Here is a 21,130-nt window from a genome sequence, read left to right as displayed (position 1 = left end):
TGCTGACCTTCACCTTGAGAACTTTCGCCATTTTCAGGGCTCTGTTCAGGTTGAAGTGTAGTAAGCCAATCAACAATCTCATTAGCAAGATTAACCGAATCCATAGAACACATAACACTACAGCCCTCGCTAACATACTCATCAAGAGTTTCCATGTAGTGAGTGCCGAGCATATCACGCACGTGTGAACGTAAGCTGTTGTATTCTTTTTTGACAGGATTGTTTAGGCGAAGCATTCGCAAAGCGATTTGCACATATCGTGCAATAATCTCAATCGGGTTCATGTATTCTGGATCAGGTATCCATCCTTGTTCTGACGCAATAACTAAACGCCGTTCAAGAATTCGTTTCAGTCCAGGATAATCATCACTACCACGAAGTTCGACGTATGGATCTTCAAAAGCCATGAAAAACGACATGCGTACTTCATTATGAGCTCTTTTGAGATACATCAACGTCCTTTCTTGAGAGTACATGTGATGACAAGCTTCATGGGCTGATTGCCCTTCCGCTATATCTCTGTTTATTTTTACTGACCAGTCTGCATTGGGAATCCCAATAACCGGCATTTTATTCCGCTGTCCAGTACTTGGCTTCTCTTCAAAAGAAAAAGCCGATGTACCATTAGTTAGTTCAATTCTTACTCTTGAACCGACCAAAGCGGTAGAGAACATTTGCATTGTTCCCATCATTCGTTTTGCGTTAAATGCACCCATTAGGTAGCTCCTTTTTCAAATTTAAAAAAAAGAGCCTCCCGTAACGGAAGGCTCCCGTTACGGGTGGCAGAACATCAAAAGAGACCATTAAATAGATCATTAATCTCGATTGCTTTAGCACCAAAAGCCGCAATTGGCTCTGGAGCTTGTTCTGGTTCTTTTTGGGCGTCATCTGACGCTTGTTGTTCATCAACAACTGGTTGTTCTTCTATCACAGGCTGTTCATCGATAATCTCTGCTTCACGAGCGTATGAGCTTACCGACGTATGAGCTAGCATAGACAACTGTTCTTCTGACTTTGAATCAGACTCAAGGAATGCTTTTTCGTCTTCTGATAACTCATCAGCGAAAGCAGGAACCTTATCTTCTTCTATGTCTAAAGTAACACCCAATGCTTCAGCAAACGCATCGGCTAAGTTGCTTAAGTCCTCTTCTTGAATAGCTAGTTGCTCTTCTTCCGTTGGACCTGTTACTACTTTTGGAGCATCTGTCAGTTCTAAATCAGCAACAGATAATTGGTCAGGCTCAGTTTGAACACCGTTGGATGTGATTCCTCCGAGGAGTTCATCCATTGTTGTTTCAATAACTGCTTGACCGTCACTAGCTGATTGAGCGTACATATCATCAAGACTGATTTCTGCACTCTCATCGGCCATCGCGTTTTCAGCAATTTCAACCTGCATTTGGTCATAAAGATCAGAAGATTCTCCATAACTAATCACAAGGTTGCGTACTGTTTCTGTGCATTTTAGCTCTGTCATTACATCCAGACATTTTTTCATCGCAGCGAAGTCTTTGATTGAAGTTGCTTTTGTGTTGTATCCATCCGGCAATAAAGCCACCGTTGAATCAAGCTTTTCCCCAATTGCAAAGAAACCCGGTTGCAATAATTGAACTTCCTCAACCTTAGACTTAAGGTTTTTAAGAATTTCGATTGCAACACCAGCAACACCTGAGTTACTGATTTTAGGATCTTCGAAACGTTTTCTTTTTTCTGGGTCAGCAACCGCATTTTTAATTTGGCGCAAGCTGTAGTTCCAGAAATGGGTAACGTCTTTACAGAAGCCATCTACAATCTGATCAAGCAAACTGCTTGTCATAGTTGTATCAGCATTACCCGATTGTTGTAACAACTCTTCGACTTCAGTCATTGCACCACCATGAATAGCCAAAGCTTGGGGCGCACTGATTTTCATACGAATTTGTTGTTTAATTTTTTCACGCTTAGGAACGTATTGTTCAATAATATCCTTGAGCTTGGGATTAAGAATCTTTTGCTCAGCAATAATATCTGGATATTTGTTATAGAACTCTTCCGTTTCATGTGTGAGCTTTGCCTGTATTGCCAGTAACTCTTTGTATACCATCAAAGCTTTATCGTGCTTCAACAGAAACATGTTTTGACCCAAGTTAAAACCTTCTTTTCTAAACAGAGCGTAGATATTATCTCGGGCTTGGTTCTGGAAGTTCAGGCTTGATGTTGGCAGAAGTTGTACAGAAGGGTTTTTTACCGCTTCTTGTCCTGACAATTCTTCACCTGATGCGGCATCATAAATCTTGGTATTTTTAATAGTGTATTTACCACCGATACCACTGATCATGACGTGAATCAGAATGAAAAGACCTTCATTACCCTGCATTCGAACAGATGTATTGCTGATGGCCTCATTGACGAACTCTTCATTGCTCACACCTTTTACTGATGGCGCGATTGGTTTTACAGTTGTGTTTAAAGTTGTAGTTTGGTTGTTCATTTGTAGCTCCTTGAAAGGTAGCTACTACTCCCCTGTAAGGGGTAAGTAGTAACCCCTTATGGGTGAGTGAAATTAGATATTAAGAATTTTGATTTGGTGTTACTTCGTACAACTGACCAGTTTCAAGATTGCAAGTAATCAGACCTTTGGCTAAATAACCTTTTTCTAATTTCTCTGCAATCTTAGTCGTGACATAGTCTCGTACGTTGTCTTCACCAGGGAACTTAGCCATCTCTACGTGGTAGTAAGAGATATCACCAGTTACCGGATTTCTGTAAATCGTATGCGTACCGCGACGGTCTGCTCCGATAGCCCAGAACTTTCTTTCATCACCTTCTACATAGACATATAAACCCAACTTTACGTTAGTAATGTCTTGAATAGGTGACTCTGGATAGTTAGGTTTTTCTTCTTCAGTAGATTGTATTTGCTGTGATTTGGCTTTTGGTTCAGCTGCAACTGGTTCAGCTTCTGGCTGTTCTGGTTGCGCTTTGGCTTCTGGCTTAACTGCAGTTTCTGTCTGAGCAATTGGTTCTGGTTTAGCTTGCGCAGCAACAACCTTAGGTTGTGCTACTTTCTTAGCTGGCAACAAGACTGGAGACTTCTCCAGAACATCACCGAACGCAGATTCAAGCATCAGTTCCAATGCACGAACATCATCTTCTTCAGCTGAATGGCCGATCGTTCTTTGGTAACCATCTCGGACGGTACGGTATTGACCGAACTTGACCAACTCATTTGCCCAACCTTTCATCAAACGAATTGATGCAGGAGTATTTAGACGTTGAGTTGTATCAGAACCATCGAGGACTCTGACCATTGCTTTACCTTCTTCTTCCAGACGTACGTTCTCAAGAGCCTTGATACACATGTCATAGAATAAGCCGAGCTTATTAACCAATCCATCTGTCAGACGCGGAAATGCGTCTTTCAGAATTAGCTTAATCACCTCCATTGAAGGGTAAGGAACGCGAGTCCACATAAAACGCGCACAAAAGGCACGGTCTAGCTTATCAACGTTATAAATACCACGAGCATCACCATTACCAGCTGTTTGACCAGTACAGATCAAACGGAATGAGTCATGCGGGAAGTAAGTTGTGCCTGTATCATCTACCGTAAAAGGTTTGTAATCTGCTACGTCGTGGCATTTAGCGACAACGTTTTCAGCACCTTTATCGATTTCATCAATTACAAGACAGTAACCTACCGATTCAGCATCGTATGCGCGTGGAAGTACACCTTCTTCAAAGAATGTCATCCCATCCTTAACCATCATAGTACCCATTAACTTATCTTCTTTCGAAGATGGAGTTAACGATACTTGTAGCAAAGGAATGTTTAGAACATCGCACACGTAACGTGGCATTTCAGATTTACCGGTACCAGTATCACCATATAAGCCTAAACTTAAATGACGTTCACCAACCAGGTACAATACTGTATCCATCAGAGCACGCTCATCTGGGTAATATATTGCAGGACCTTTACGGCAGTCTGGATGACGATACTTACGTTTCGCAAGAACTTCCTGAGGGTTCCCTTTCCAAAATTCACCAAACAAATCACCAGCATGAAAAAACTCAACTTCCTGCCATAAAGACCGTTTGTTGATTAGTTTGCGCTGTTCCTGAGTGGTATCATTATCAAGGTAAAGCTCGTATAGCTCTTCGTAAGACATGGCTTCGATAGCTATTGGCGTCACATCATGCTTAGAAACAAATTCAGCGTGTGTTTCACCAGTTGTGTTTTCGATTGTATTTACTGCAGCGTTAGTCATTAGTAGCTCCTTAGCTAATTAGTTTTTAAAGGCTACTAATCCCCTTGAGGGAGATTAGTACGCCCTCGAGGGTTTGTTACAGTGAGTTATTTAAACGAAGTTCAGAGATTAAGTGGTTCAAGTGACGTTTAACAACGTCAGCCTTAACGCCGTTGTGATCAAGATAATTCCAGTAAGTAACACTGGTTAACTTATCCTTGAGTTCAAACGTAGAGTCATTACGCATTTCGAACAGCTCGCAAGCTAGTTCAAATGCAAACTCAAGCGTATTGACAATGCGATACTGCAGATTTGGAGCCATGTCCATAGCCTTGTTAATTTCCATAACGTAAGCTTTTGAGTATCTACGCGCTAAATATTCAGCTCGATTTGCAGAATCATCAGCATCCATTCCAGCAACAACGCAACATTTGATAAAACCATCGGTTTGTACAAACTCCATTGCGCTCAAGTAGTCAGGATCTTTAAACGATTTACCGCCCACTCTTTCTAAGTCTTTTTTGACCAGATTAAGTTGAGCAATCGCTATCTCTTTAACATGTTTTTCAGTAAAGGTTACGGTAAAAAGTTCAGCTTCCGGATCGAATTCGCCATTTTTGGCTAATTGAACAGTTGGCCCTCGTTGAAACTCTTTAATCATGTCCTCGCTGTTAACTTCATACTGGAGCGCAAATGCACCATCTTCCGTTTCAGTGAATGTTGATGTAAAAGTTTTTTCCGCACCTAAGATTTGTCCATCACGAACTTGAAGAATTTGACGACTTTTCATGATTACGCCCCCATAAATTGTGGGTTTGAAGCGAACTTGAAGGTGCAGTATTTCTTCACCTCAGCTCTGATCTGAAAACGGTCGCAACGTTCAATAACTCGTGATTTACTGAAGTCTTTTACAAGAACTCCATTATTGTATAGACGGTTTGTGGTTTCATTATAAACGTACATAGTAGCTCCTTAGCTATAGTAACGAAGGACTACTATCCCTTGAGGGGTTAGTAAGTCCCTCATGGGTTGGTTAGATTAAAAATTATTCGTTTAAGTATTTCGTTAATTCGGCTTGAGACTCGGAATATTCAACTCCATCATCTAACGTTTTACCTTCTAGGCCTTCGCTATCCGATTTGATCATAAATCCCGTTTTAGGCCAAAAACCCGTCTCTAAATAGAGAGTGACTTTCTTACCATTATTCTCGAGTGAATTAATTTTTGTGAATTGCTTTGACACTCCGCTAGCATCCTGGAGGTGCTTTACGCAATCAAGGAATACACTGGACATAGGCATTACCCATTACGTGTCATTGCAAGTCTGTCTAGACGTGCGCGTAAACGACGAGAACGAACTGGGTCTTTCTCTGCCATTTGAGTCGCGTGCTTGTAACTAGCCATGCTGCCTCCTTAATTGTGAGTGTAAAAGTTGTGTTCCCCAACAGCAGCATTAGCTACTGCTCCTGCAATATCTTGCAAGACATCTTGAGGATTCATATCGTTATTCAACCAATCTGGTTCTTGAAGAGAACATTCCCCATTACCTTGCGTCATTGCCGCATCAATAATTTCTTGAGGAATGCTCGCTGCTTGAGTAGTCATTTGTGCTTCAGGCTGTTGAACTGGTTGAGTCTGTACCGGCTGTGAGGCTGGTTGAGACACAGGTTGTTCATTTACAACTGGTTGAGTTGTAGTCTGTTCCACAGAGTGCGTTTGAACTGGTTGAGATTGAACTGGTTGCGACTGCACCGGCTGTGAGGCTGGCTGAGACACAGGTTGTTCATTTACAACTGGTTGCGATGCTTTCTGCGGTTGTGACTGATGCTGAACTGGCTGCGACTGTACCGGCTGTGAGGCTGGTTGAGAAGCGGCTGGTTGAGCTTGTGCCGTTGGCGTTGACTGGTTGACTTGAGGTTGTGAAGATTGAGCACTTTGCCCCTTCTGTGGTACACCTCCGCGCTGCTGAAAAGCTCTTAAAGTATTTTCCAAAACACCTTTCATAAGGTCTTGATTGGTAATCATGTCAAGCATTTCAGGGTTATTCATGTAGGCATAGTAAAGACCTACAAGTGCACGATGTTCTCCAGGACGAATTTTAACAATCTTCTTAACGAACAATGTAATTGATGGATGACCATTGTATTGCGTAATCCGCAATTCGCCTTCGACAGTGATTTCATCTCCGCGCTTTATCTTTGCAGCAAAAGCTTTGGATTGTTTTTCACTAAGTAGAACATTAAGCCAGTTAGCAGCTTTGGTTGGAACGCCATCTACCATTGTTGGGTATTCTTGACAGATACCGAACTTGAGACAGCCATTTTGTGTTTTATTTACATTGCCGATTGTTCCGCCAAATGTAGTTGTGTTTTCATTACTGAACATGCCCATAGTCGTAGCTCCTTATTTAGATAGACAACAAGGGAACGACTCCCTTGCAAGGGAATGAAGTTCCCCTGTAGGGTTGGGTGTTTTGATTAATGTTTAAGATTTGTTATCAATTTTTACCTGCCGATGTAGGCCGGGTTCTTCATTGCCGCAGTGAATATCTGCTAAATCACGCCTAATGCTCATGTTTGACCTATGCCAAAATTTGCACGCACGTTAATTTACTAACTATCAGAAAGATGGTGTCACAATGTGACGGAGGTATCTTAAGAGATAGTAAGGGGTGGTTATCTAAAAGCTCTCCTTTTGAAAAGAACGCTTAGGTAATAGATGAACTCCACCTTATAAGAGGTGAAGACCTTCTTTGTTGACATAGCTAAGAGCACTAACTTGAACGCCCTTAGGTATACACCTAGATAATTAGATAACGGATATTTGATATTTCAGCGAGAACTGATTTAGTTTGGATATAGTGAGGAAGCCCGCGCAGAGATTGAAAAACCCTTTTTGGGGACCCTCCCTCTGGCAAGAGAAGTAATTTAAATCGAAGTCGATTGGTTTGGTAGGTGTTCATGATGATTATCTCTTTTCATTTTGGTTCTGTCAACAATCTGAAAGAGAAATACAAGGATAGCCGACCAATGGTCAGCTATCACATGTAATAAGATAGGATTAAAGGATATTCCAAAGTAAACTTAAAATATCCAAGATAATGTTTGCACTCATGGCACATACTCCTTTGCTTAACTAATGAAATGATCGCCAAACATCGCTGTGAGAGATCACCTTAACAAGTTTTAACCTAAACACCTTTTGGGCGGTAGGTCTTAAACAGATTAAAGAATCTGCCAAAGTAGACCTAACAGGTCAAAAATGATGTTCACACTCATGCACAACACTCCTCTTCTTCACACGCAGCTAATAACATCATTTCCTGTAGTTCTGGGGAAATGTCGTTATTTACTGATGGTAATTTTTCAATATTACTTAATTCAACGTCAAAACTTTCTTCATTGCATTGATCTAAAAGAGCCAATGTTTGAGCTTCAGATACATTATGTTCTGTAGATTCGACTTGTTGAACCGGAACAGCTTCCGGTAATTTCGCTTTAGTCGCTCTCTTACGAGGCAACTTGAGCGCCGTAGGTTTAGCTTTTTCTTCCTGTTTAAATGAATCGATCTTCCAGCCTTGCTTGGTCCACACCAACTTAACAAAGCAATTTCTTTGTTGAGCTCGTGTAAGATCAAAGCTAGGTAACTGTGGAAGCTTTTCATTTGCACCAAAAAATTTTACCGGGTCAGGGTAAATATCATAAGGTGTCTTAGCTTGTTTTGGAGGTGTCTCATCTAGAGTTGCAATTTTACTAGCAATTTCAGGAACTCGACTAGCGCGAGAGCTTGAATATAGATAGAAACACAAACTAGCTAAAAATATCCCACCAAATATTAGTGCGTATTGTTCTTCCCAATGCATAATGAAACTCCTAATTAATAATGCTTTTTCCAAGAAAACGCTGAATCAAACAAAGGTACAAACTTCACTATTGGTGCAGTTCTGTACGGAGAAAAAACATAAGTTGGGATGTCTTCCAATGTAGTTTTATCTGTTTCTTTAATTCGACGTGATTTGATTTTTTCTTTGTAGATTGAAATCAGATGTACAAAAGAACCATGTTCTTTTTCTGCCAATTTCCAGCGTGCATAAGCAGCTGTTCCACGAAAAACAAGCACTATCGAGGCAATGATCATTAAGCCAAACAAGAAAATCATAAGTAGCTCCTTAGAGTTTAAAGAGAGACTTATACCCCTTTAGGGGATAAAAGCCCCTCAAGGGTTGGTAGTTGTGTATATTGTTGGGTTGAGCTAATTCAAGAGTACTGAAATAACTTCAATTGAGTTAATGCGTTAAGGTCAGTGCATTTATTACTGAGGTCTCCGGGCCATAGCGGATACTATAAAACTTCATAAAACGAACTCATTGAGCGGTTGAATGAAATTTACTAACTATCAGTTGATTGATGTCGCGATGCGACAAGAATCTCAAGGGAGATAGTGAGGGTGGTATACGTAAGTACTCTCGAAGGAAAGTACTTACGTATAAACTAGTTGAAAATATTTTGGTACAGCTAGGAAGCCCGCGCAGAGATTCGAAAACCCATATCTGGGACATCCCTCTGGCTAGATTAGTTTTTTAGGAAAGAGTCCGATTGCAGTATCGGACGAACGCTCTGAAGTATAAACCACAGGTACACTTTAACGCAAACAATTAACTGCGCATTTCTGCTAATGATGACAAGAAAAAGGTTGATGTCGATCAAGCTCTTCCTCATCATCTTAAACAGTTTTACTTTGTATAGTTATCGATAGCAAGTTTGATTGTTCGCTCTATATCAGTGTTCGACTCAGGCTTATGCTCTGAAAGCAATGCACCCAACTTCGGATAGAACTCATATAACTTTACTATCGCGTCTTCTTCGCCAGTCATTTCAATCCATAGTCTTTCTGCTATGGGAACCACTTCCTCATATAGATGCTCAAGCAGTTCATAATGACCACCTATTGCCATGTCCTCTGATAACTCCGAAGGATTGTTAATTCCTTCTACAAGATAAACTAGTGAAAGTGCATAGTTTTTGTGGTCGGTAGTTGTAAGTGTCATATTGATTCCTTTTATGTAATACGAAAGGAACCAGCCCCATGAAGGGAAAGCCTGGTTCCCCATGGGTTTAGTTTTTGATTTAGGTTATTAGGTGGTAGTGATGGAAAACTTCTCTCCAAGCGAACTGTCGATAACTAATGTTTGAGAACTCAAATCTACTTGTGAGAATATTATTTCGTCAAACGTTATTGCATAGCTATACGAACCAATCCATAAGGTTATAGAAGTATTTCCAATCTCAACCTCCGTTACGTTGTTACCGTTAAGTATAACTTCGTCTTGAGGCACTTGAGATAAGACTTCTTCAATAAATGCATACGATGTAGCGGCATCAGAATAAGCAAATGGTCTAGAATCCTTTTCTATGAACCCACCAATTGCCGAGAGAATTTTATTACCTTTTAAGGCAATAAGATCTTCGCCTTTTAGCGTTCTAATATATTGGATTTTCGAAACCTCTGGAGTCGGGATAGTCGTAAATACTGGTAGACCATCTTCCTCCTCTCGTATCTGTACCGCTAGTTGTTCCGCCTGACTCACTAACTCATTGGCACGAGTTAGCATTTCGCTTTGTTTGTTGGTATCAATCAGTTCGAACTCTCCACTGGACATTTCCAGAAAGGTTCTCACAGCTAATGAACCCGCACCAAAGTCCTGGTCAATTATGCCAATTATGTCACCACAGGTTTTGTCTTCATAACCCGCATGTACTCGAATGCCTAGTTCGCTTATAAGTGCGTCCTTAGGGCTAGCTCCTACTTTGCGGTAGGCGTTGTAATTCGCTTGCGGGTCACCTTCATTTAGCGTTTCCTGCAAAGCTGAAATCATCGCTGCCTGACAGATTAGATCTTTGTTTTCAAATGAAATCATGTTGCTTTCCTTGTTTGCAGCAATACATCCGGCGTTCGGCCAGATGTATTACCACCACTGGTTAATTTTAAATAAAAGAATTAGACATTTAGTTCAGTAAAGCCAAATAAATCAACAAAGTTATATGCACCATTAATGACAAGAATATCTCCGACACTCATTGACGTATGGGACAACCCTTTGCTTGAGATCAATTCTCGCGCTTCACCTTTTGGTGAATAGTTCATTGCCTGTAGAGCATGGAATAACTCCTCTTTATCAGAGTTTGTTTGAATTACCCCTAACTCTTCATAGGTTTCATCGACAAAACTCTTATCAAAAACTATTCCGCGTTCTTTTGCAAAGGAATGTCCCATGCTTAAGTTTAATCGCGTTGTAGAATTCTCAGTTTTGACGTATAGAACTTTCACCTCCGCACCGTTTTCAGTGATTAGATCAGTGATTACTGGTAGGTCTTTCAAATTCATTGTGTTCTCCTAATTACTGTAATTTAGAGAACTACCCCTCAACCAAGGCAAGTAGTTCCCCGGCAGGGTTATTAAATAATTTTCCAATGGTAGTCTTCTTCAAAGGCCGACTTGTCTGCATGTAACGCTGAACCACAAGGTTCAAGCTTCACTGAATTAGACTTCATCGTTGCTTCGTTGAAAAGGTTTGGTTCACTCCAACTCTCAGTACATTCATCATAAAAGAGTTCGACAACACGATTATATTTTAAGCTTGTAGCATAAAATTTCATGTAACTTATCCTTTTGGCACTCGATTAAAGAATCTTCCAAAGATATGTTTCTTCCTCTGGATAGTAATCTCCAACTGCTACTTCAACATCAGGCTCAAGCTCAAAAGAGCCATTTTTAGCTTCACCCTCGTTGAAAGCGTACCAAGCCATGTGAGCACAAAAATCAAATCCCATTCCTGGTCTTTTAAGGCCTGCCTTTGCAAGTTTTTCCCCTTCAATTTTATCGTCACAATTTACGCCTGGATAAAGCTGGCCTGCACCGCACGAAACGGTATTGTCAGATGCATTCAAAGTGAATACTCCCTTTTTACCGTTAGGATCTGTTACTTCAATTTCAAAATAGCCCTCTATGCACTCAACAAGACAGGATTCTAAATTTAGTTTTACTGGAAGATAGTTTTGGGCCCAAGTATTGCGTGGAAACTCAAAGCCATGCTTTTCGTTAAACCAAATGGATTCGGTTTCATTAAGTGTTAGTTTGACTATTTCATTTTCGATTAGGTTTGTTGCGAAGAATTTCATAAGGTAGTCCTTATTGCTTGTGTAAAGAGATCTACCACCCAAAGGGATAAGTAGGTCCCTAATGGGTTAAAAATACTTCTGCAGAAGTTATTAGTGTTTGTAACTATCAATTGCCATATCAATCACAGCATCCCATTCAGACATAGAGCCTGGAGTTTGCTGGATGATCAGATTTGGCAATGAGTTTTGGTAATATTGGTATAAACACGTTGAATATGGCTGATCGCGGCAGAACTCTGACCATTTTTCTTCAGAGGACGGAATTACCTTATCCAATAGAAAAACAGTTAATTCAAAGTCACCTTCGAAATTAAGAGCATCTGCTAAACCGACGGTCAAATCATTATCTATTGCTACTACTTCCAAACCGGAAAGTAAGAAAGCCAGAGCCAGTGCATTACCTTTTGTACATTGTTGTTCTGTCCACGACATTAGTTTTCCCTCGTTAGTAATGAAAGACCAATGCCCCATAGGGCGATAAGTCCCCCATGGGTTAGTGAATTAAAACATTTTGTTTTTTATTTAAGCTAAATTTACTAGTTAGCTCATTACTAGAGTTCTCATTTCCACAGTGAGTATCTGTAAAATCACGCCTAATACGATTGTTCAGCCTTTGCTAAATTCCGTACGCACGTTGATTTACTGACTATCAGTAAGAAATTGTCACTAAGTGACAGGTTATCTTAGAAGACAGTAGGGGTTGGTTACCTAAAAGCTCTCTTTGAAAGCTCTTAGGTAATTGCCCGGGTTACCAGGCAAATTCACGGTAGCGGCACTGATTATCAGCGCCGGTAACCGGTAGTGTAATTTATAGGTATTGAATGCGACGTCTACCGAAGTCAGTAAACAAATCGCACCACAATGGATGATGAGCAACACTCTCGAACATCGGAGCAAATGAGCCTTTCTCTGTAATCTGATCGACAAGATCAACGACCGAGATGATATCTTCAACCGGTATTTCCACCAGCTTTTGATATGTACGCTCTGATGTGTCGCCATGTACAGTCTCAAGAGTTGGGTCTATGTATTTACCATCAACTTTCAACCATGCATGTGCTATCGGTAATGGAATGGATGCCAAGTAGGTTACACCTAGTACGTATGTTGCATCAAGGCAATGTGCCAATTGAAAGCAATTGTCATAGCAAGCCTTAACCTTCACCAGAGAACTAGCAAGATTTTTAACCTGTTCTGACATTTCTGTCATTTCAATACTACACAGATTCCCACTTACAATACCGAATTCACGTTCAGCAATCTCGACAAGTGACAGGTCGTTCATATCACGCTCCATAGACGCTTTCGCGACTGAGTGAAACAAGCTTTTTACGAGCTCTCTTCATCGTCAGTTCCATTACGGCGTTTTTACCGCCCTCATAGAATCGTTGCAACCTTTCCCAACTGGCAGGACCGGAGCATTTATCGGCAACTTGAAATGCGCAACAACGAACATTATCGTCATCAAGCAATGTCATTAGTTGATCAATCAGCTGTTGAGAATCAGTTATTAAAGAAAAGTCGATAGGCAATTCATTCAGCATTGCATCAGCTTTGTCTCTTTTCAACTCCTTGAAGGTTGTTTCTTCAAAACCATCAATTAAGAAGCACCGAGCATTTTTATCGTCAATATAATTAAGGATGTATAACGGATTTATGCCTCGCTTAAGGGGCACAATCGCTGTTCCACTATCTCTTAAAAGCCAAATATAACGACAATTGCCGTACTTTCTGATTATGTCAAAGTCGCATTTTAAATCGTCTTTGTGTAACCGAGGTAGATTTACGGCATTTGCTTGGTTTTTCATACTTTGGATTAAATTGTTTAATGTAGACATATTGTAGTCTCCTTGAGCTAATCATTAGAGAACTACTCCCCTCACGGGAAAGCAGTTCCCGGTAGGGTTGAATTAATAAATGGTTAACCGAATAGTGGGCCGCCAAGAAGCGTATCTACTGACTTATCGAAGCCATCATTGAAATAGTTATGAATCTTTTCCATTTCAGGATACTTCTGCACCATGTTATCTACGATTACCTCTATTTTTTCTAAGGTATCCGCAAATTCAATGCGATTGCCAGCCGCGACTTCTTGAACAGCTTTTATGTAGGTAGCGTATTGATCTGCCGCCTTGCATAATTCTTTTTCGTAACCACTTAGTTCAAAGTACTGAGCCATATGACCACGGAGATCGTCTGGCAAGGTACTGATTATTGCTTTTTGAGCTTTATCCTCAATCACTGCGTATGCTGCAGCCATTTCAGGTGTCGCATTTTTGACCAAACTGGATATATCCTGACTAACCGTCTCCTGCAGATCATGCAATAAACCGTGAGCCATCATGCGTAAAACATCGACATTTCTTCCATTATCTCGAGCTAGGTGACCAGCCATTAATGAGATAATCGAAACGACATATCCGTGCTCCAAAAGATTATCTGACATTTTTGTTCGCATAAGCGGCCAGCGTTGGATTAATCCTTGGCGCATAGCTAGAGCAAGAAAGCCTGAAGCATTTGGGTTTGTTGTTAATGAGTTCATCTTTAGGTCCTCTTAGGGTAATTATAAGTGGACACTACCCGGATGGTAATGCCCTATCCGGGTTAGAACTGACAATTCTGAGCAAGTAATTCCGCTACAGCATTATCGTATTTATCGCCAGTGAACACGTCTTCCGACTGTTGTTCCTCTGACCAAACTTCAAGTAGGCCGTAATCCCATTCCGCATAACCAAACAGTCCGACTGTAGTTTCAAAAACCACCGCTAGTTTTTCATGGTTATACGGGCATTCATAGAGCCTAAACGATACAACTGAATGACCTTCTCTACCTGCGCTTTCTCCAACTAGGGACCAAGACTGGTAGTGTGAGTCTTTTAACTGTCGAGTAAATTGCACTCGAGAGAAAAAGTACCCACCTAGAAGGCCAGTTTCTATTTGCAACATACTGGCAACAGACGTTAGATCAACATGCAATGCATAATTGAATTTGTCTATTTGATCATTCATATCCTGCTCATGTTTATCGCATGATGAGTTCAGCCATAGAGACTTAAAAGAAGTGACAAATTGTTCTTTTAGCCACCCTCGCTGACAAACCTTACTTGCGGTATTTAGCAGACTATTTTGAAATACAGGAACGACATTTAACATGCTACTGTCCCCTCATCAAAACCAAGTACCTGTTCAGGAAAGATATTGCTTAGGACGTTCATCACTGAGCGTACAGCTTGCGTTATTTTCACTTCAAGCTTTTGCTCTTGGTAAAAATCTACTGCTATTTGCTCCGCGCCTATTTCATCTTTAGCAACAACATAACGGTACAATGTATCCGTAAAGCCCAAACCAACAGCATGTACAGTTTGTTCTAGCACTACTGTTACGAAATAGCCTTGGTAACCAGATTTTAGTTGACGATTCATTGTCATAGTAAGCTCCTAAATTTGCTTTTTAGAGCCACTACTTCCCTATCGGGGTAAGTAATGGCCCCTTAGGGTTTTGTTTAGTATTGATTTGTATCTACGATTGGAAGAATGATTGATTTTCGATTACATCTGGACTGATGAGAGATTTCTCAAATATGTCTCGAGCATAACCGGCAACTGGATACTTGTCATTTTCATAACTCTGCATCAATGTTGCTTTTCGTAACTCACCCTTCTTGCGCTTAATGGCATCAAGCTGTTTTTGCAGTTCTGCTTCTTCACTTGCTAACTGCTCCCATTCAGGAGTATTAAGAAGTTGGTTCTCCGCAAAACTAACCAATTGAGTCGTAAAAAGATGACTTATGGTATTTAGCTCTTTACTATTGAATCGCTCAGCGTATTGATTAAGTTCAATAGTGAGTAATTCGCTGGCATAAACCGAAAGATCAATATCGAAAAAACGAAGCTTGGCTTCATTATCGATCACCTTCCGCTTATCGATGCTACGAGCTCTGCCGTAATGTGCATCTGTAAAGAACTCAACTTTTCCAACCAGAAAGCCATCTTCCAACCATGTTGTTAAACGTGATTGGATATCAGCTTCCTTGCGATGTGCAAAGGAAAAATCCTTTTGTCCACGATAGATACTATCTAGACACGTTTGTTTCGGTTGTGTAAAGCCCGCCACACCGAGTTCATTCAACACTTCTTTACTGATTTCAGTTTTGAAAGTGAAGACGATTCTGAAGCGAGAGAGCTTACTATCACCTATAGCCATAGGAGTGATGTTGTTATCAGAGACAAATATTGATTTATTAATATTTGCATTAACAACCACTTCTTTAAGACCAAATTTACGTTTTTCGATTGCGATTAAATTAGACATTTTTTCTCCAAAAATCGGCAAGATCAAGAAGCCGGTAAACCTCAGCAAATTGACCTCAAGATTAAATTTCCCAAACTACCAGACACGGTCAGAAGATAATCCGAAACCGTTGTTACTCATTAATATTCAAGATCCAAAGAAGGACGACGAATACAAACTTCAATCCCTTCGGCTTGAATAAGCTTTTTCACTTGTGCAATTGTCTCTGTCATACCAGTTGCGTTTCCATACACACTCACCTCCCAATGAAGCGGTCGTAAACACAGTGATATCCATGAAACCTTGCGGTTGTTTCCAAAGCTTGTTTGTAAACATTGATGGATGAAACGACGGGTTCTGATTGATTTTGCCATGATATAGCTCCTAATTACTTTTCAATAAAGGGAACTATCCCTACAAGGGATTAGCTCCCCTGCTAGGGTTGGTATATTTACTTAATGCATTGATGGATTAATCATTGCCTTATCGACAACGGCCATCACTACTTCAGTCTGATTTGTTGCCAAATCGGTTTGGTTGATTGCCTTTTCACACAGATCGAGCGCTCGGTTGGTGTCCTTAACGGCCTCCATTGCATCCCGGTTTGTCTCTCTGAGTAATTGGAGAACTTCAAAGAAAAGATCTTTTTGTTCCTGCGTTGGGTTGGTTGACAAAAAATTACGTGCTACGTCGGCAACAGTTTTAACTGACTTTGACGGTGGCACGCATCGATTTGTACAAATACCATCTACACACATTTTACACATTGCCTAACCCCTCACACTTCTGACAGACGATGAGTGTTTTCACCGTCACACTTAACAATCATCACCGGGATCAGACTTAATCGTCTTAACTCTCGGTGAAGCTCATATGCCCATGGTTCAACAATGACCCTAACTCCGCGAGAGATAGACCATGCTGCATTATCCACTGTTTCATTCAGGTTGAGATTTAGAACTACATCCTTTGCCAGACTTAGTATGTTGGCTTGAATTAACTGGGCTACTTCCTTGGCCGAACCTGTTTTAATCAACTCCTTACAGTTAGCAAAGTAATCGACAAGTCCAGTTGGGGTTGCGTACGAAGGCTCGACAATATTTTCTCCGGGGAGAACTTTGTCGATATTCGATGTCAGTGCGTTAATCGCATATCGTTTTTGGTTACGAGCCATTTGAAAGGTCTCGTTACGTTTACGTTTCTTAGCTTCTAACACGGTAATGTGATTGCGGTCTTTTACAATGAAACCAGCTGGCCCATTAGTAAAATACCACTCACCTTTCGAGTTATTTGCCGATGTTATATATCCCACAAACAGATAGCCAGGCGCTTGGTATTTCACCTTGTATCCGCAGTATAATGGTTCAATATTTGTTGTCATATGTAGCTCCTAATTCATAAAAAGTGAGGAACTACCCCCTATCGGGAAGTGAGTTCCCCGATTGGGTTTTAGTTTTTGACGCGTAATTGCTTATGTAATTTAATGAAGCGAGACTTGATGTGTGTAACATCAGCTTTTGCTTCATCGACCAAATAATAAGCGTTATTGCCGATAAGAGCATTCCAGGTAACCAGATCAGCCGTTATACGTTCTGGCATATGAAAGAATTCAATGTCAGAATGAAGATTGTACTGACATGGAGGCATACACCCGTAACGCCACCAGTAGGTTTCTTCAGAGATTTCTCCCTGTTCTTCCTTACGCTTTTCAAGCTTTTCTGCAGTCTTATTATTAAATTCTGCTTCTGACCAGACAACAATATTGTCTTCACCAGCTTCTGATTTTAGATAAGACAGATACACATCCACGGGCAGGTCAGAACCAGCACGAACCCCATCACCATTAAGAACCGTATTTGAAGTGTAACCAGCGACCTCTATTCCATCTTCACGATGGTAAGTATAGGTTTGCATACAGCCATACTTCTCAAATGATTCCAGGTTAACGATGTAGCGTGTTTCTTGATTGTTTGTTGATTGTGCAGTATTCATTTTGTAGCTCCTTAATAAAAGGAACTATCACCCTATGAGGGCGATAATTCCCTCAGAGGGTTGTGATTGATTAATTGAATTTAGCTTCAGCTAAAGCGAAAAAGCGATCAAGAATATGATTCATATCAGCGCTTGCTTCATCTATTAGCGTAAAAGCTTCATCTCCCATTAATGCATACCAATTGACTAGATCTCCTGAAACTCGAGTCATCACATGAAAAAACCGGTATTTATCCAAGGTTCTTTCACGGCAAGGTGGCAAGCATTCATATTGCTCCCAGAAGGTCGCAACAGGAATTTCTTTCGCCTCTTGTTTTAATGACTCCATACGTTCTGCAACTTTTGCGTTGAGCGTATCTTCATCCCAGATTTCAAGCGCACGTTTAGGCTCCATATTGTTGCGGTGCATAACGTAAGCATGTACTGGTAGGTCTTTGCCAAAAGGTTCAGTATCGCCATGAAGAACAACATCAGAGGTTGAGCAAACCAACTCACGACCTTTTTCGAGGTATGTTTGATTTACGATTGAACCGAATTCTGCGAAGTATTTAGGGTCAACTATATAGCGAGGTTTGAAAGCTTCTGAAGTGATTGATTGAGTTGTCATTATGTAGCTCCAATTTGAAAGTTAATAAAGGAACTACATCCCAACAAAGGGAGAATATAGCTCCCAGAGAGGGTTAGTTTTTAATGGTTTAGTATCAATTTTTTCCTGCCGATGTAGGCCGGGTTCTTCATTGCCGCAGTGAATATCTGCTAAATCACGCCTAATGCTCATGTTTGACCTATGCCAAAATTTGCACGCACGTTAATTTACTAACTATCAAAAAGAGGTGTCACAATGTGACAGTGGCATCTTAAGAGATAGTAAGGGGTGGTTATCTAAAAGCACTCCTAAGAGAACGCTTAGATAATAAATGGTTTATTTGAGATATAACTTGGAAGCCCGCGCAGAGATTGAAAACCCTTTGAATGGGACACTCCCTCTGGCAAGAGAAGTTTTTTAGTGATGGGTGAAGAGATCATAAGATCACATATTTTGTACATGTTGTCAAAGTAATATAACAGTGCCCCAAATGGAGCACTGTATATTCAACCAATTTAGGCGTTTTATCAGTTATGGGCGATTGTTATCCCAAAAACCTAGTTTTTGTAGTTGTGCTTTATGAGATTCATTTTCTTCCACTTTAAGTGGGTGCTTTTCTTCCCATACGTGCATTTCACTTACCAATTTTTCGATGTCTTCATCATACAAACCGTCAATCGGACATTCGATCATAGAGTGTAATTCACTTAAAGCATCTTGGTAGCCTTTCTCCGAAATAATAGCCATATTTTCACCTAGTTTAACGGGGTTACTGACACATAATACACATTCGAACCTTCTGTGCTATCTAACTCCTTCTGCAGCTTTAGAGCATTCTCTAGTGCTTCAGCGTTGGTTGGATAACCTCGATCATCGAGCTCTTTAAGCCACCAAATACCGAGACGAACAGCTGTTTGTCCGGCAACATGAGGGCAATGTTGGCTGTGAAGTAACTTACCGTTGACCAGAATTGCAAAGGCAGTTGAGTAAGGTTGCTTATTATCATTTTCAGTTGTCATAGTGATTATCCATTCAATTCATTAAAGTGTCTTAGCTAGAGTAATTTTCTTATCAAGCCGCATCGTAAATCGGGCATCAAGCAATTTTCTCTGTGCATAATTCACAAACTCTTTGTAGGTATTAACAGTAACTCTGCGATCGCAGACAAAACAGGTATCAAACCAACCAATCGCCTCAGGAAGATTGAATGCCAATGCCTTCAATTTGCTCCAGACTACGGGATCAACTATTTGACCTGCAGCTACTGTCTCCAAGCAGTTATCAAGTAAATAACTAAGCATTGCAGATTCGTCATACCCAACTGGGGTACCCGAGTCATACTTCGCTTCGCAGATAGAGCAGTAATCATCGTCACAATCATGATAATCGCAGTCCTGGCATGTAACGCTTACATAAGCATTGACACATCCACCATCTACACGGTCATAATCGCGCTGTATCGCTGTTTTACCGCATTTCGGACATTCGACCTTACATCGGCTACCATCAGTATCAACAACATTCTCTAAGACAAATGCGTTGTATTCGTCATGGCCTAAATGTGTATCAGAAAAAGTCATATTAGAGCTCCTGTTACGCATTGAAGGCGTTGTTTAATTGATGGAAACATAGATTCAATTGCATGTCCATTTGTACCGTTACAGAGCGTACAAGTAGTTTTATTGAATGAGTTTATTTCATTTGGAGGGGGTAACGTTGTCATATGTAGTCCTTAGAAAAAATTCAGGTACTACCCCCCTCGTTCGGGAAGAAGTACCCGATTAGGGTTTAAATTAGTTCAAGTTCAAACTGGCCGAGACCAAGTTCTGCTTCGAACTCTTGGTAAAGCTTGTTTGCTGTCGCATCAAAGTCAATAGCAGTTTCTGGAATAAATCCTTCGCAACTTTCAGAGCAAGAGCCAACATCTTCACCGCGAGAGCCTCGTAATGATTCAATTATTTCTTCATCAGTCACGTCATCATACATTGCAGCAATTCCTTCAAGAGAAAGTTTGCCGCGGTACATGACTTTGGGATCATAACCATCTTTCACACGCACTCTCTTGTCGCGGATCTTGTATTTCCACATTTGGAAGAAGCCCGGGTTAGAACGTATTGCAGCTGCAAGCTTTTGAGTTGACTTTTTCACGCAGTAGATACAATTTCCGTCATACTCCTCTAAATCGAGGTCGAACGGCTGTTGCTTCCACCAGCGAAGTACATCTGATTTTTCAATATCCAGTAGATCAGCTAAGTATTTGATACCATCTTTTGGAGTTAGTCGATCTGGCTCGTCAGAACGCATTCCTAACCACGTTACGTAGTTATTACGCCCTATATGGTCATTGCAGTAAGCTTGGCACACATCCTTCTTCATCCGCTCTGAACAGTACGGTCCCGAAATTGAGGGTGTACCATACTTAATCATCATGTCCATGAAAGGCTGAAATGGTTCCATTACTGCTGAGTTCATCAAGTCTTTAGGCTCATAGACCTCATAGGAGTTGCCTTCACCAAGTACCGGATTTACCTTAGCACGCAAAATTACCAGCTCAATACCCCAAAACTTAATGATATCGCGGATGAATTTGTACGTGTTTGGATGCTCAACACCAGTGTCGCAGAATAGAAACTTTACATTCCATCCATAACGTTCCATAGCAATTTTCATTAGCCAAACTAATACAGCTGAAGTGCGACCACCTGAAAAAGAGACAACATGAACTAGCTTGTCACCTTTGGTTTTTGTCGCAGTATTACTTACTGAATTGTATTGATTGTATTGTTCTATTTTCATTTTGTAGCTCCTTTAAGCTTAAGTAGGTTAAGAGGAACTACACCCTTTCTAGGGAATGA

General features: G+C 40.7%; 29 protein-coding genes. All 29 read right to left on the bottom strand.

The features are described 5' to 3' along the window. Positions 1–716: hypothetical protein (locus H735_RS10800; RefSeq protein ID WP_042979811.1), on the bottom strand; the 716-nt coding region annotated here is incomplete at its 3' end. 74 nt (positions 717–790) lie between these two features. Beyond that, positions 791–2,470: a DUF3150 domain-containing protein gene (locus H735_RS10795; RefSeq protein WP_020197946.1), complete on the bottom strand. Its 1,680-nt coding sequence runs from the start codon at positions 2,468–2,470 to the stop codon at positions 791–793. 79 nt (positions 2,471–2,549) lie between these two features. After that, a complete protein-coding gene (locus tag H735_RS10790) occupies positions 2,550–4,250 on the bottom strand; it encodes an AAA family ATPase (RefSeq protein WP_020197945.1) in 1,701 nt (566 codons plus the stop codon). A 76-nt stretch (positions 4,251–4,326) separates the two neighbouring features. Continuing rightward, complete coding sequence (locus H735_RS10785) at positions 4,327–5,019, bottom strand: hypothetical protein (protein ID WP_020197944.1); 693 nt, start codon at positions 5,017–5,019, stop codon at positions 4,327–4,329. Between the two features lie 2 nt (positions 5,020–5,021). Further along, positions 5,022–5,192 carry a hypothetical protein gene (locus H735_RS30865; protein ID WP_020197943.1) on the bottom strand — a complete coding sequence of 57 codons (171 nt, stop codon included), beginning with the start codon at positions 5,190–5,192 and terminating at the stop codon, positions 5,022–5,024. A gap of 450 nt (positions 5,193–5,642) precedes the next feature. Continuing rightward, positions 5,643–6,620: a hypothetical protein gene (locus H735_RS10775; RefSeq protein WP_020197940.1), complete on the bottom strand. Its 978-nt coding sequence runs from the start codon at positions 6,618–6,620 to the stop codon at positions 5,643–5,645. An 883-nt stretch (positions 6,621–7,503) separates the two neighbouring features. Continuing rightward, positions 7,504–8,091: a hypothetical protein gene (locus H735_RS10770; protein ID WP_020198076.1), complete on the bottom strand. Its 588-nt coding sequence runs from the start codon at positions 8,089–8,091 to the stop codon at positions 7,504–7,506. Between the two features lie 14 nt (positions 8,092–8,105). Continuing rightward, on the bottom strand, positions 8,106–8,387 hold the full coding sequence (locus H735_RS10765; RefSeq protein WP_020198075.1) for a hypothetical protein: 282 nt from the start codon (positions 8,385–8,387) through the stop codon (positions 8,106–8,108). 574 nt (positions 8,388–8,961) lie between these two features. Continuing rightward, entirely contained in the window at positions 8,962–9,276 is a 315-nt protein-coding gene (locus H735_RS10760; protein WP_020198074.1) for a hypothetical protein, read from the bottom strand. Between the two features lie 87 nt (positions 9,277–9,363). Beyond that, positions 9,364–10,146, bottom strand: coding sequence for a hypothetical protein (locus tag H735_RS10755; RefSeq protein WP_020198073.1), 783 nt, complete (start codon positions 10,144–10,146; stop codon positions 9,364–9,366). A gap of 80 nt (positions 10,147–10,226) precedes the next feature. Further along, the gene (locus tag H735_RS10750) at positions 10,227–10,613 is read right to left on the bottom strand and encodes a hypothetical protein (RefSeq protein ID WP_020198072.1); all 387 of its coding nucleotides are present in this window, start codon (positions 10,611–10,613) and stop codon (positions 10,227–10,229) included. A gap of 71 nt (positions 10,614–10,684) precedes the next feature. Next, positions 10,685–10,885 (bottom strand): hypothetical protein, encoded by a 201-nt coding sequence (locus tag H735_RS10745; RefSeq protein WP_020198071.1) that lies wholly within the window; start codon positions 10,883–10,885, stop codon positions 10,685–10,687. Between the two features lie 24 nt (positions 10,886–10,909). Then, entirely contained in the window at positions 10,910–11,407 is a 498-nt protein-coding gene (locus H735_RS10740; protein ID WP_020198070.1) for a hypothetical protein, read from the bottom strand. A 90-nt stretch (positions 11,408–11,497) separates the two neighbouring features. After that, positions 11,498–11,839: a hypothetical protein gene (locus H735_RS10735; RefSeq protein WP_020198069.1), complete on the bottom strand. Its 342-nt coding sequence runs from the start codon at positions 11,837–11,839 to the stop codon at positions 11,498–11,500. Between the two features lie 376 nt (positions 11,840–12,215). Next, complete coding sequence (locus H735_RS10730; protein ID WP_020198068.1) at positions 12,216–12,692, bottom strand: hypothetical protein; 477 nt, start codon at positions 12,690–12,692, stop codon at positions 12,216–12,218. A gap of 1 nt (position 12,693) precedes the next feature. Beyond that, positions 12,694–13,245 (bottom strand): hypothetical protein, encoded by a 552-nt coding sequence (locus H735_RS10725; RefSeq protein WP_020198067.1) that lies wholly within the window; start codon positions 13,243–13,245, stop codon positions 12,694–12,696. An 83-nt stretch (positions 13,246–13,328) separates the two neighbouring features. Further along, positions 13,329–13,949 carry a YfbR-like 5'-deoxynucleotidase gene (locus H735_RS10720; RefSeq protein ID WP_020198066.1) on the bottom strand — a complete coding sequence of 207 codons (621 nt, stop codon included), beginning with the start codon at positions 13,947–13,949 and terminating at the stop codon, positions 13,329–13,331. Positions 13,950–14,011: 62 nt separating this feature from the next. Further along, entirely contained in the window at positions 14,012–14,416 is a 405-nt protein-coding gene (locus H735_RS10715) for a hypothetical protein (RefSeq protein ID WP_152447706.1), read from the bottom strand. 137 nt (positions 14,417–14,553) lie between these two features. After that, positions 14,554–14,835, bottom strand: coding sequence for a hypothetical protein (locus tag H735_RS10710; protein WP_020198064.1), 282 nt, complete (start codon positions 14,833–14,835; stop codon positions 14,554–14,556). A 91-nt stretch (positions 14,836–14,926) separates the two neighbouring features. Then, entirely contained in the window at positions 14,927–15,718 is a 792-nt protein-coding gene (locus H735_RS10705; RefSeq protein WP_020198063.1) for a hypothetical protein, read from the bottom strand. Between the two features lie 119 nt (positions 15,719–15,837). After that, positions 15,838–16,071, bottom strand: coding sequence for a hypothetical protein (locus H735_RS10700; RefSeq protein WP_020198062.1), 234 nt, complete (start codon positions 16,069–16,071; stop codon positions 15,838–15,840). An 81-nt stretch (positions 16,072–16,152) separates the two neighbouring features. Then, the gene (locus H735_RS10695; RefSeq protein ID WP_152447705.1) at positions 16,153–16,464 is read right to left on the bottom strand and encodes a hypothetical protein; all 312 of its coding nucleotides are present in this window, start codon (positions 16,462–16,464) and stop codon (positions 16,153–16,155) included. A gap of 11 nt (positions 16,465–16,475) precedes the next feature. Then, on the bottom strand, positions 16,476–17,078 hold the full coding sequence (locus H735_RS10690; RefSeq protein WP_020198060.1) for a hypothetical protein: 603 nt from the start codon (positions 17,076–17,078) through the stop codon (positions 16,476–16,478). A gap of 68 nt (positions 17,079–17,146) precedes the next feature. Continuing rightward, positions 17,147–17,689: a hypothetical protein gene (locus H735_RS10685; protein WP_020198059.1), complete on the bottom strand. Its 543-nt coding sequence runs from the start codon at positions 17,687–17,689 to the stop codon at positions 17,147–17,149. Between the two features lie 70 nt (positions 17,690–17,759). Continuing rightward, positions 17,760–18,296, bottom strand: a complete 537-nt coding sequence (locus H735_RS10680; protein ID WP_020198058.1) for a hypothetical protein — start codon at positions 18,294–18,296, stop codon at positions 17,760–17,762. Between the two features lie 510 nt (positions 18,297–18,806). Continuing rightward, positions 18,807–19,022 (bottom strand): hypothetical protein, encoded by a 216-nt coding sequence (locus H735_RS10675; protein ID WP_020194651.1) that lies wholly within the window; start codon positions 19,020–19,022, stop codon positions 18,807–18,809. An 8-nt stretch (positions 19,023–19,030) separates the two neighbouring features. After that, positions 19,031–19,294 carry a hypothetical protein gene (locus H735_RS10670; RefSeq protein WP_020194650.1) on the bottom strand — a complete coding sequence of 88 codons (264 nt, stop codon included), beginning with the start codon at positions 19,292–19,294 and terminating at the stop codon, positions 19,031–19,033. 21 nt (positions 19,295–19,315) lie between these two features. Continuing rightward, a complete protein-coding gene (locus H735_RS10665; RefSeq protein ID WP_020194649.1) occupies positions 19,316–19,855 on the bottom strand; it encodes a hypothetical protein in 540 nt (179 codons plus the stop codon). A 208-nt stretch (positions 19,856–20,063) separates the two neighbouring features. Continuing rightward, positions 20,064–21,071 (bottom strand): phosphoadenosine phosphosulfate reductase domain-containing protein, encoded by a 1,008-nt coding sequence (locus H735_RS10660; protein ID WP_020194648.1) that lies wholly within the window; start codon positions 21,069–21,071, stop codon positions 20,064–20,066. Positions 21,072–21,130 lie beyond the last annotated feature (59 nt).

The organism is Vibrio owensii CAIM 1854 = LMG 25443, from assembly GCF_000817815.1.
In the GTDB taxonomy this organism is placed as follows: Bacteria; Pseudomonadota; Gammaproteobacteria; order Enterobacterales; family Vibrionaceae; genus Vibrio; species Vibrio owensii.
Note: the sequence above shows the minus strand (reverse complement) of the source record. Positions and strands in the feature narration are given on the sequence as shown.

What these genes read in the sequence shown, in the direction of transcription:
- H735_RS10710 (WP_020198064.1), bottom strand. Translation starts at nt 14,835, where the DNA reads ATGACAATGAATCGTCAACTAAAATCTGGTTACCAAGGCTATTTCGTA.
- H735_RS10690 (WP_020198060.1), bottom strand. Translation starts at nt 17,078, where the DNA reads ATGACAACAAATATTGAACCATTATACTGCGGATACAAGGTGAAATAC.
- H735_RS10715 (WP_152447706.1), bottom strand. Translation starts at nt 14,416, where the DNA reads ATGAATGATCAAATAGACAAATTCAATTATGCATTGCATGTTGATCTA.
- H735_RS10695 (WP_152447705.1), bottom strand. Translation starts at nt 16,464, where the DNA reads ATGTGTAAAATGTGTGTAGATGGTATTTGTACAAATCGATGCGTGCCA.
- H735_RS10745 (WP_020198071.1), bottom strand. Translation starts at nt 10,885, where the DNA reads ATGAAATTTTATGCTACAAGCTTAAAATATAATCGTGTTGTCGAACTC.
- H735_RS10680 (WP_020198058.1), bottom strand. Translation starts at nt 18,296, where the DNA reads ATGACAACTCAATCAATCACTTCAGAAGCTTTCAAACCTCGCTATATA.
- H735_RS10670 (WP_020194650.1), bottom strand. Translation starts at nt 19,294, where the DNA reads ATGACAACTGAAAATGATAATAAGCAACCTTACTCAACTGCCTTTGCA.
- H735_RS10775 (WP_020197940.1), bottom strand. Translation starts at nt 6,620, where the DNA reads ATGGGCATGTTCAGTAATGAAAACACAACTACATTTGGCGGAACAATC.
- H735_RS10675 (WP_020194651.1), bottom strand. Translation starts at nt 19,022, where the DNA reads ATGGCTATTATTTCGGAGAAAGGCTACCAAGATGCTTTAAGTGAATTA.
- H735_RS10750 (WP_020198072.1), bottom strand. Translation starts at nt 10,613, where the DNA reads ATGAATTTGAAAGACCTACCAGTAATCACTGATCTAATCACTGAAAAC.
- H735_RS10770 (WP_020198076.1), bottom strand. Translation starts at nt 8,091, where the DNA reads ATGCATTGGGAAGAACAATACGCACTAATATTTGGTGGGATATTTTTA.
- H735_RS10790 (WP_020197945.1), bottom strand. Translation starts at nt 4,250, where the DNA reads ATGACTAACGCTGCAGTAAATACAATCGAAAACACAACTGGTGAAACA.
- H735_RS10705 (WP_020198063.1), bottom strand. Translation starts at nt 15,718, where the DNA reads ATGTCTAATTTAATCGCAATCGAAAAACGTAAATTTGGTCTTAAAGAA.
- H735_RS10730 (WP_020198068.1), bottom strand. Translation starts at nt 12,692, where the DNA reads ATGAACGACCTGTCACTTGTCGAGATTGCTGAACGTGAATTCGGTATT.
- H735_RS10700 (WP_020198062.1), bottom strand. Translation starts at nt 16,071, where the DNA reads ATGGCAAAATCAATCAGAACCCGTCGTTTCATCCATCAATGTTTACAA.
- H735_RS10735 (WP_020198069.1), bottom strand. Translation starts at nt 11,839, where the DNA reads ATGTCGTGGACAGAACAACAATGTACAAAAGGTAATGCACTGGCTCTG.
- H735_RS10760 (WP_020198074.1), bottom strand. Translation starts at nt 9,276, where the DNA reads ATGACACTTACAACTACCGACCACAAAAACTATGCACTTTCACTAGTT.
- H735_RS10740 (WP_020198070.1), bottom strand. Translation starts at nt 11,407, where the DNA reads ATGAAATTCTTCGCAACAAACCTAATCGAAAATGAAATAGTCAAACTA.
- H735_RS10785 (WP_020197944.1), bottom strand. Translation starts at nt 5,019, where the DNA reads ATGAAAAGTCGTCAAATTCTTCAAGTTCGTGATGGACAAATCTTAGGT.
- H735_RS10720 (WP_020198066.1), bottom strand. Translation starts at nt 13,949, where the DNA reads ATGAACTCATTAACAACAAACCCAAATGCTTCAGGCTTTCTTGCTCTA.
- H735_RS30865 (WP_020197943.1), bottom strand. Translation starts at nt 5,192, where the DNA reads ATGTACGTTTATAATGAAACCACAAACCGTCTATACAATAATGGAGTT.
- H735_RS10660 (WP_020194648.1), bottom strand. Translation starts at nt 21,071, where the DNA reads ATGAAAATAGAACAATACAATCAATACAATTCAGTAAGTAATACTGCG.
- H735_RS10795 (WP_020197946.1), bottom strand. Translation starts at nt 2,470, where the DNA reads ATGAACAACCAAACTACAACTTTAAACACAACTGTAAAACCAATCGCG.
- H735_RS10665 (WP_020194649.1), bottom strand. Translation starts at nt 19,855, where the DNA reads ATGACTTTTTCTGATACACATTTAGGCCATGACGAATACAACGCATTT.
- H735_RS10765 (WP_020198075.1), bottom strand. Translation starts at nt 8,387, where the DNA reads ATGATTTTCTTGTTTGGCTTAATGATCATTGCCTCGATAGTGCTTGTT.
- H735_RS10725 (WP_020198067.1), bottom strand. Translation starts at nt 13,245, where the DNA reads ATGTCTACATTAAACAATTTAATCCAAAGTATGAAAAACCAAGCAAAT.
- H735_RS10755 (WP_020198073.1), bottom strand. Translation starts at nt 10,146, where the DNA reads ATGATTTCATTTGAAAACAAAGATCTAATCTGTCAGGCAGCGATGATT.
- H735_RS10685 (WP_020198059.1), bottom strand. Translation starts at nt 17,689, where the DNA reads ATGAATACTGCACAATCAACAAACAATCAAGAAACACGCTACATCGTT.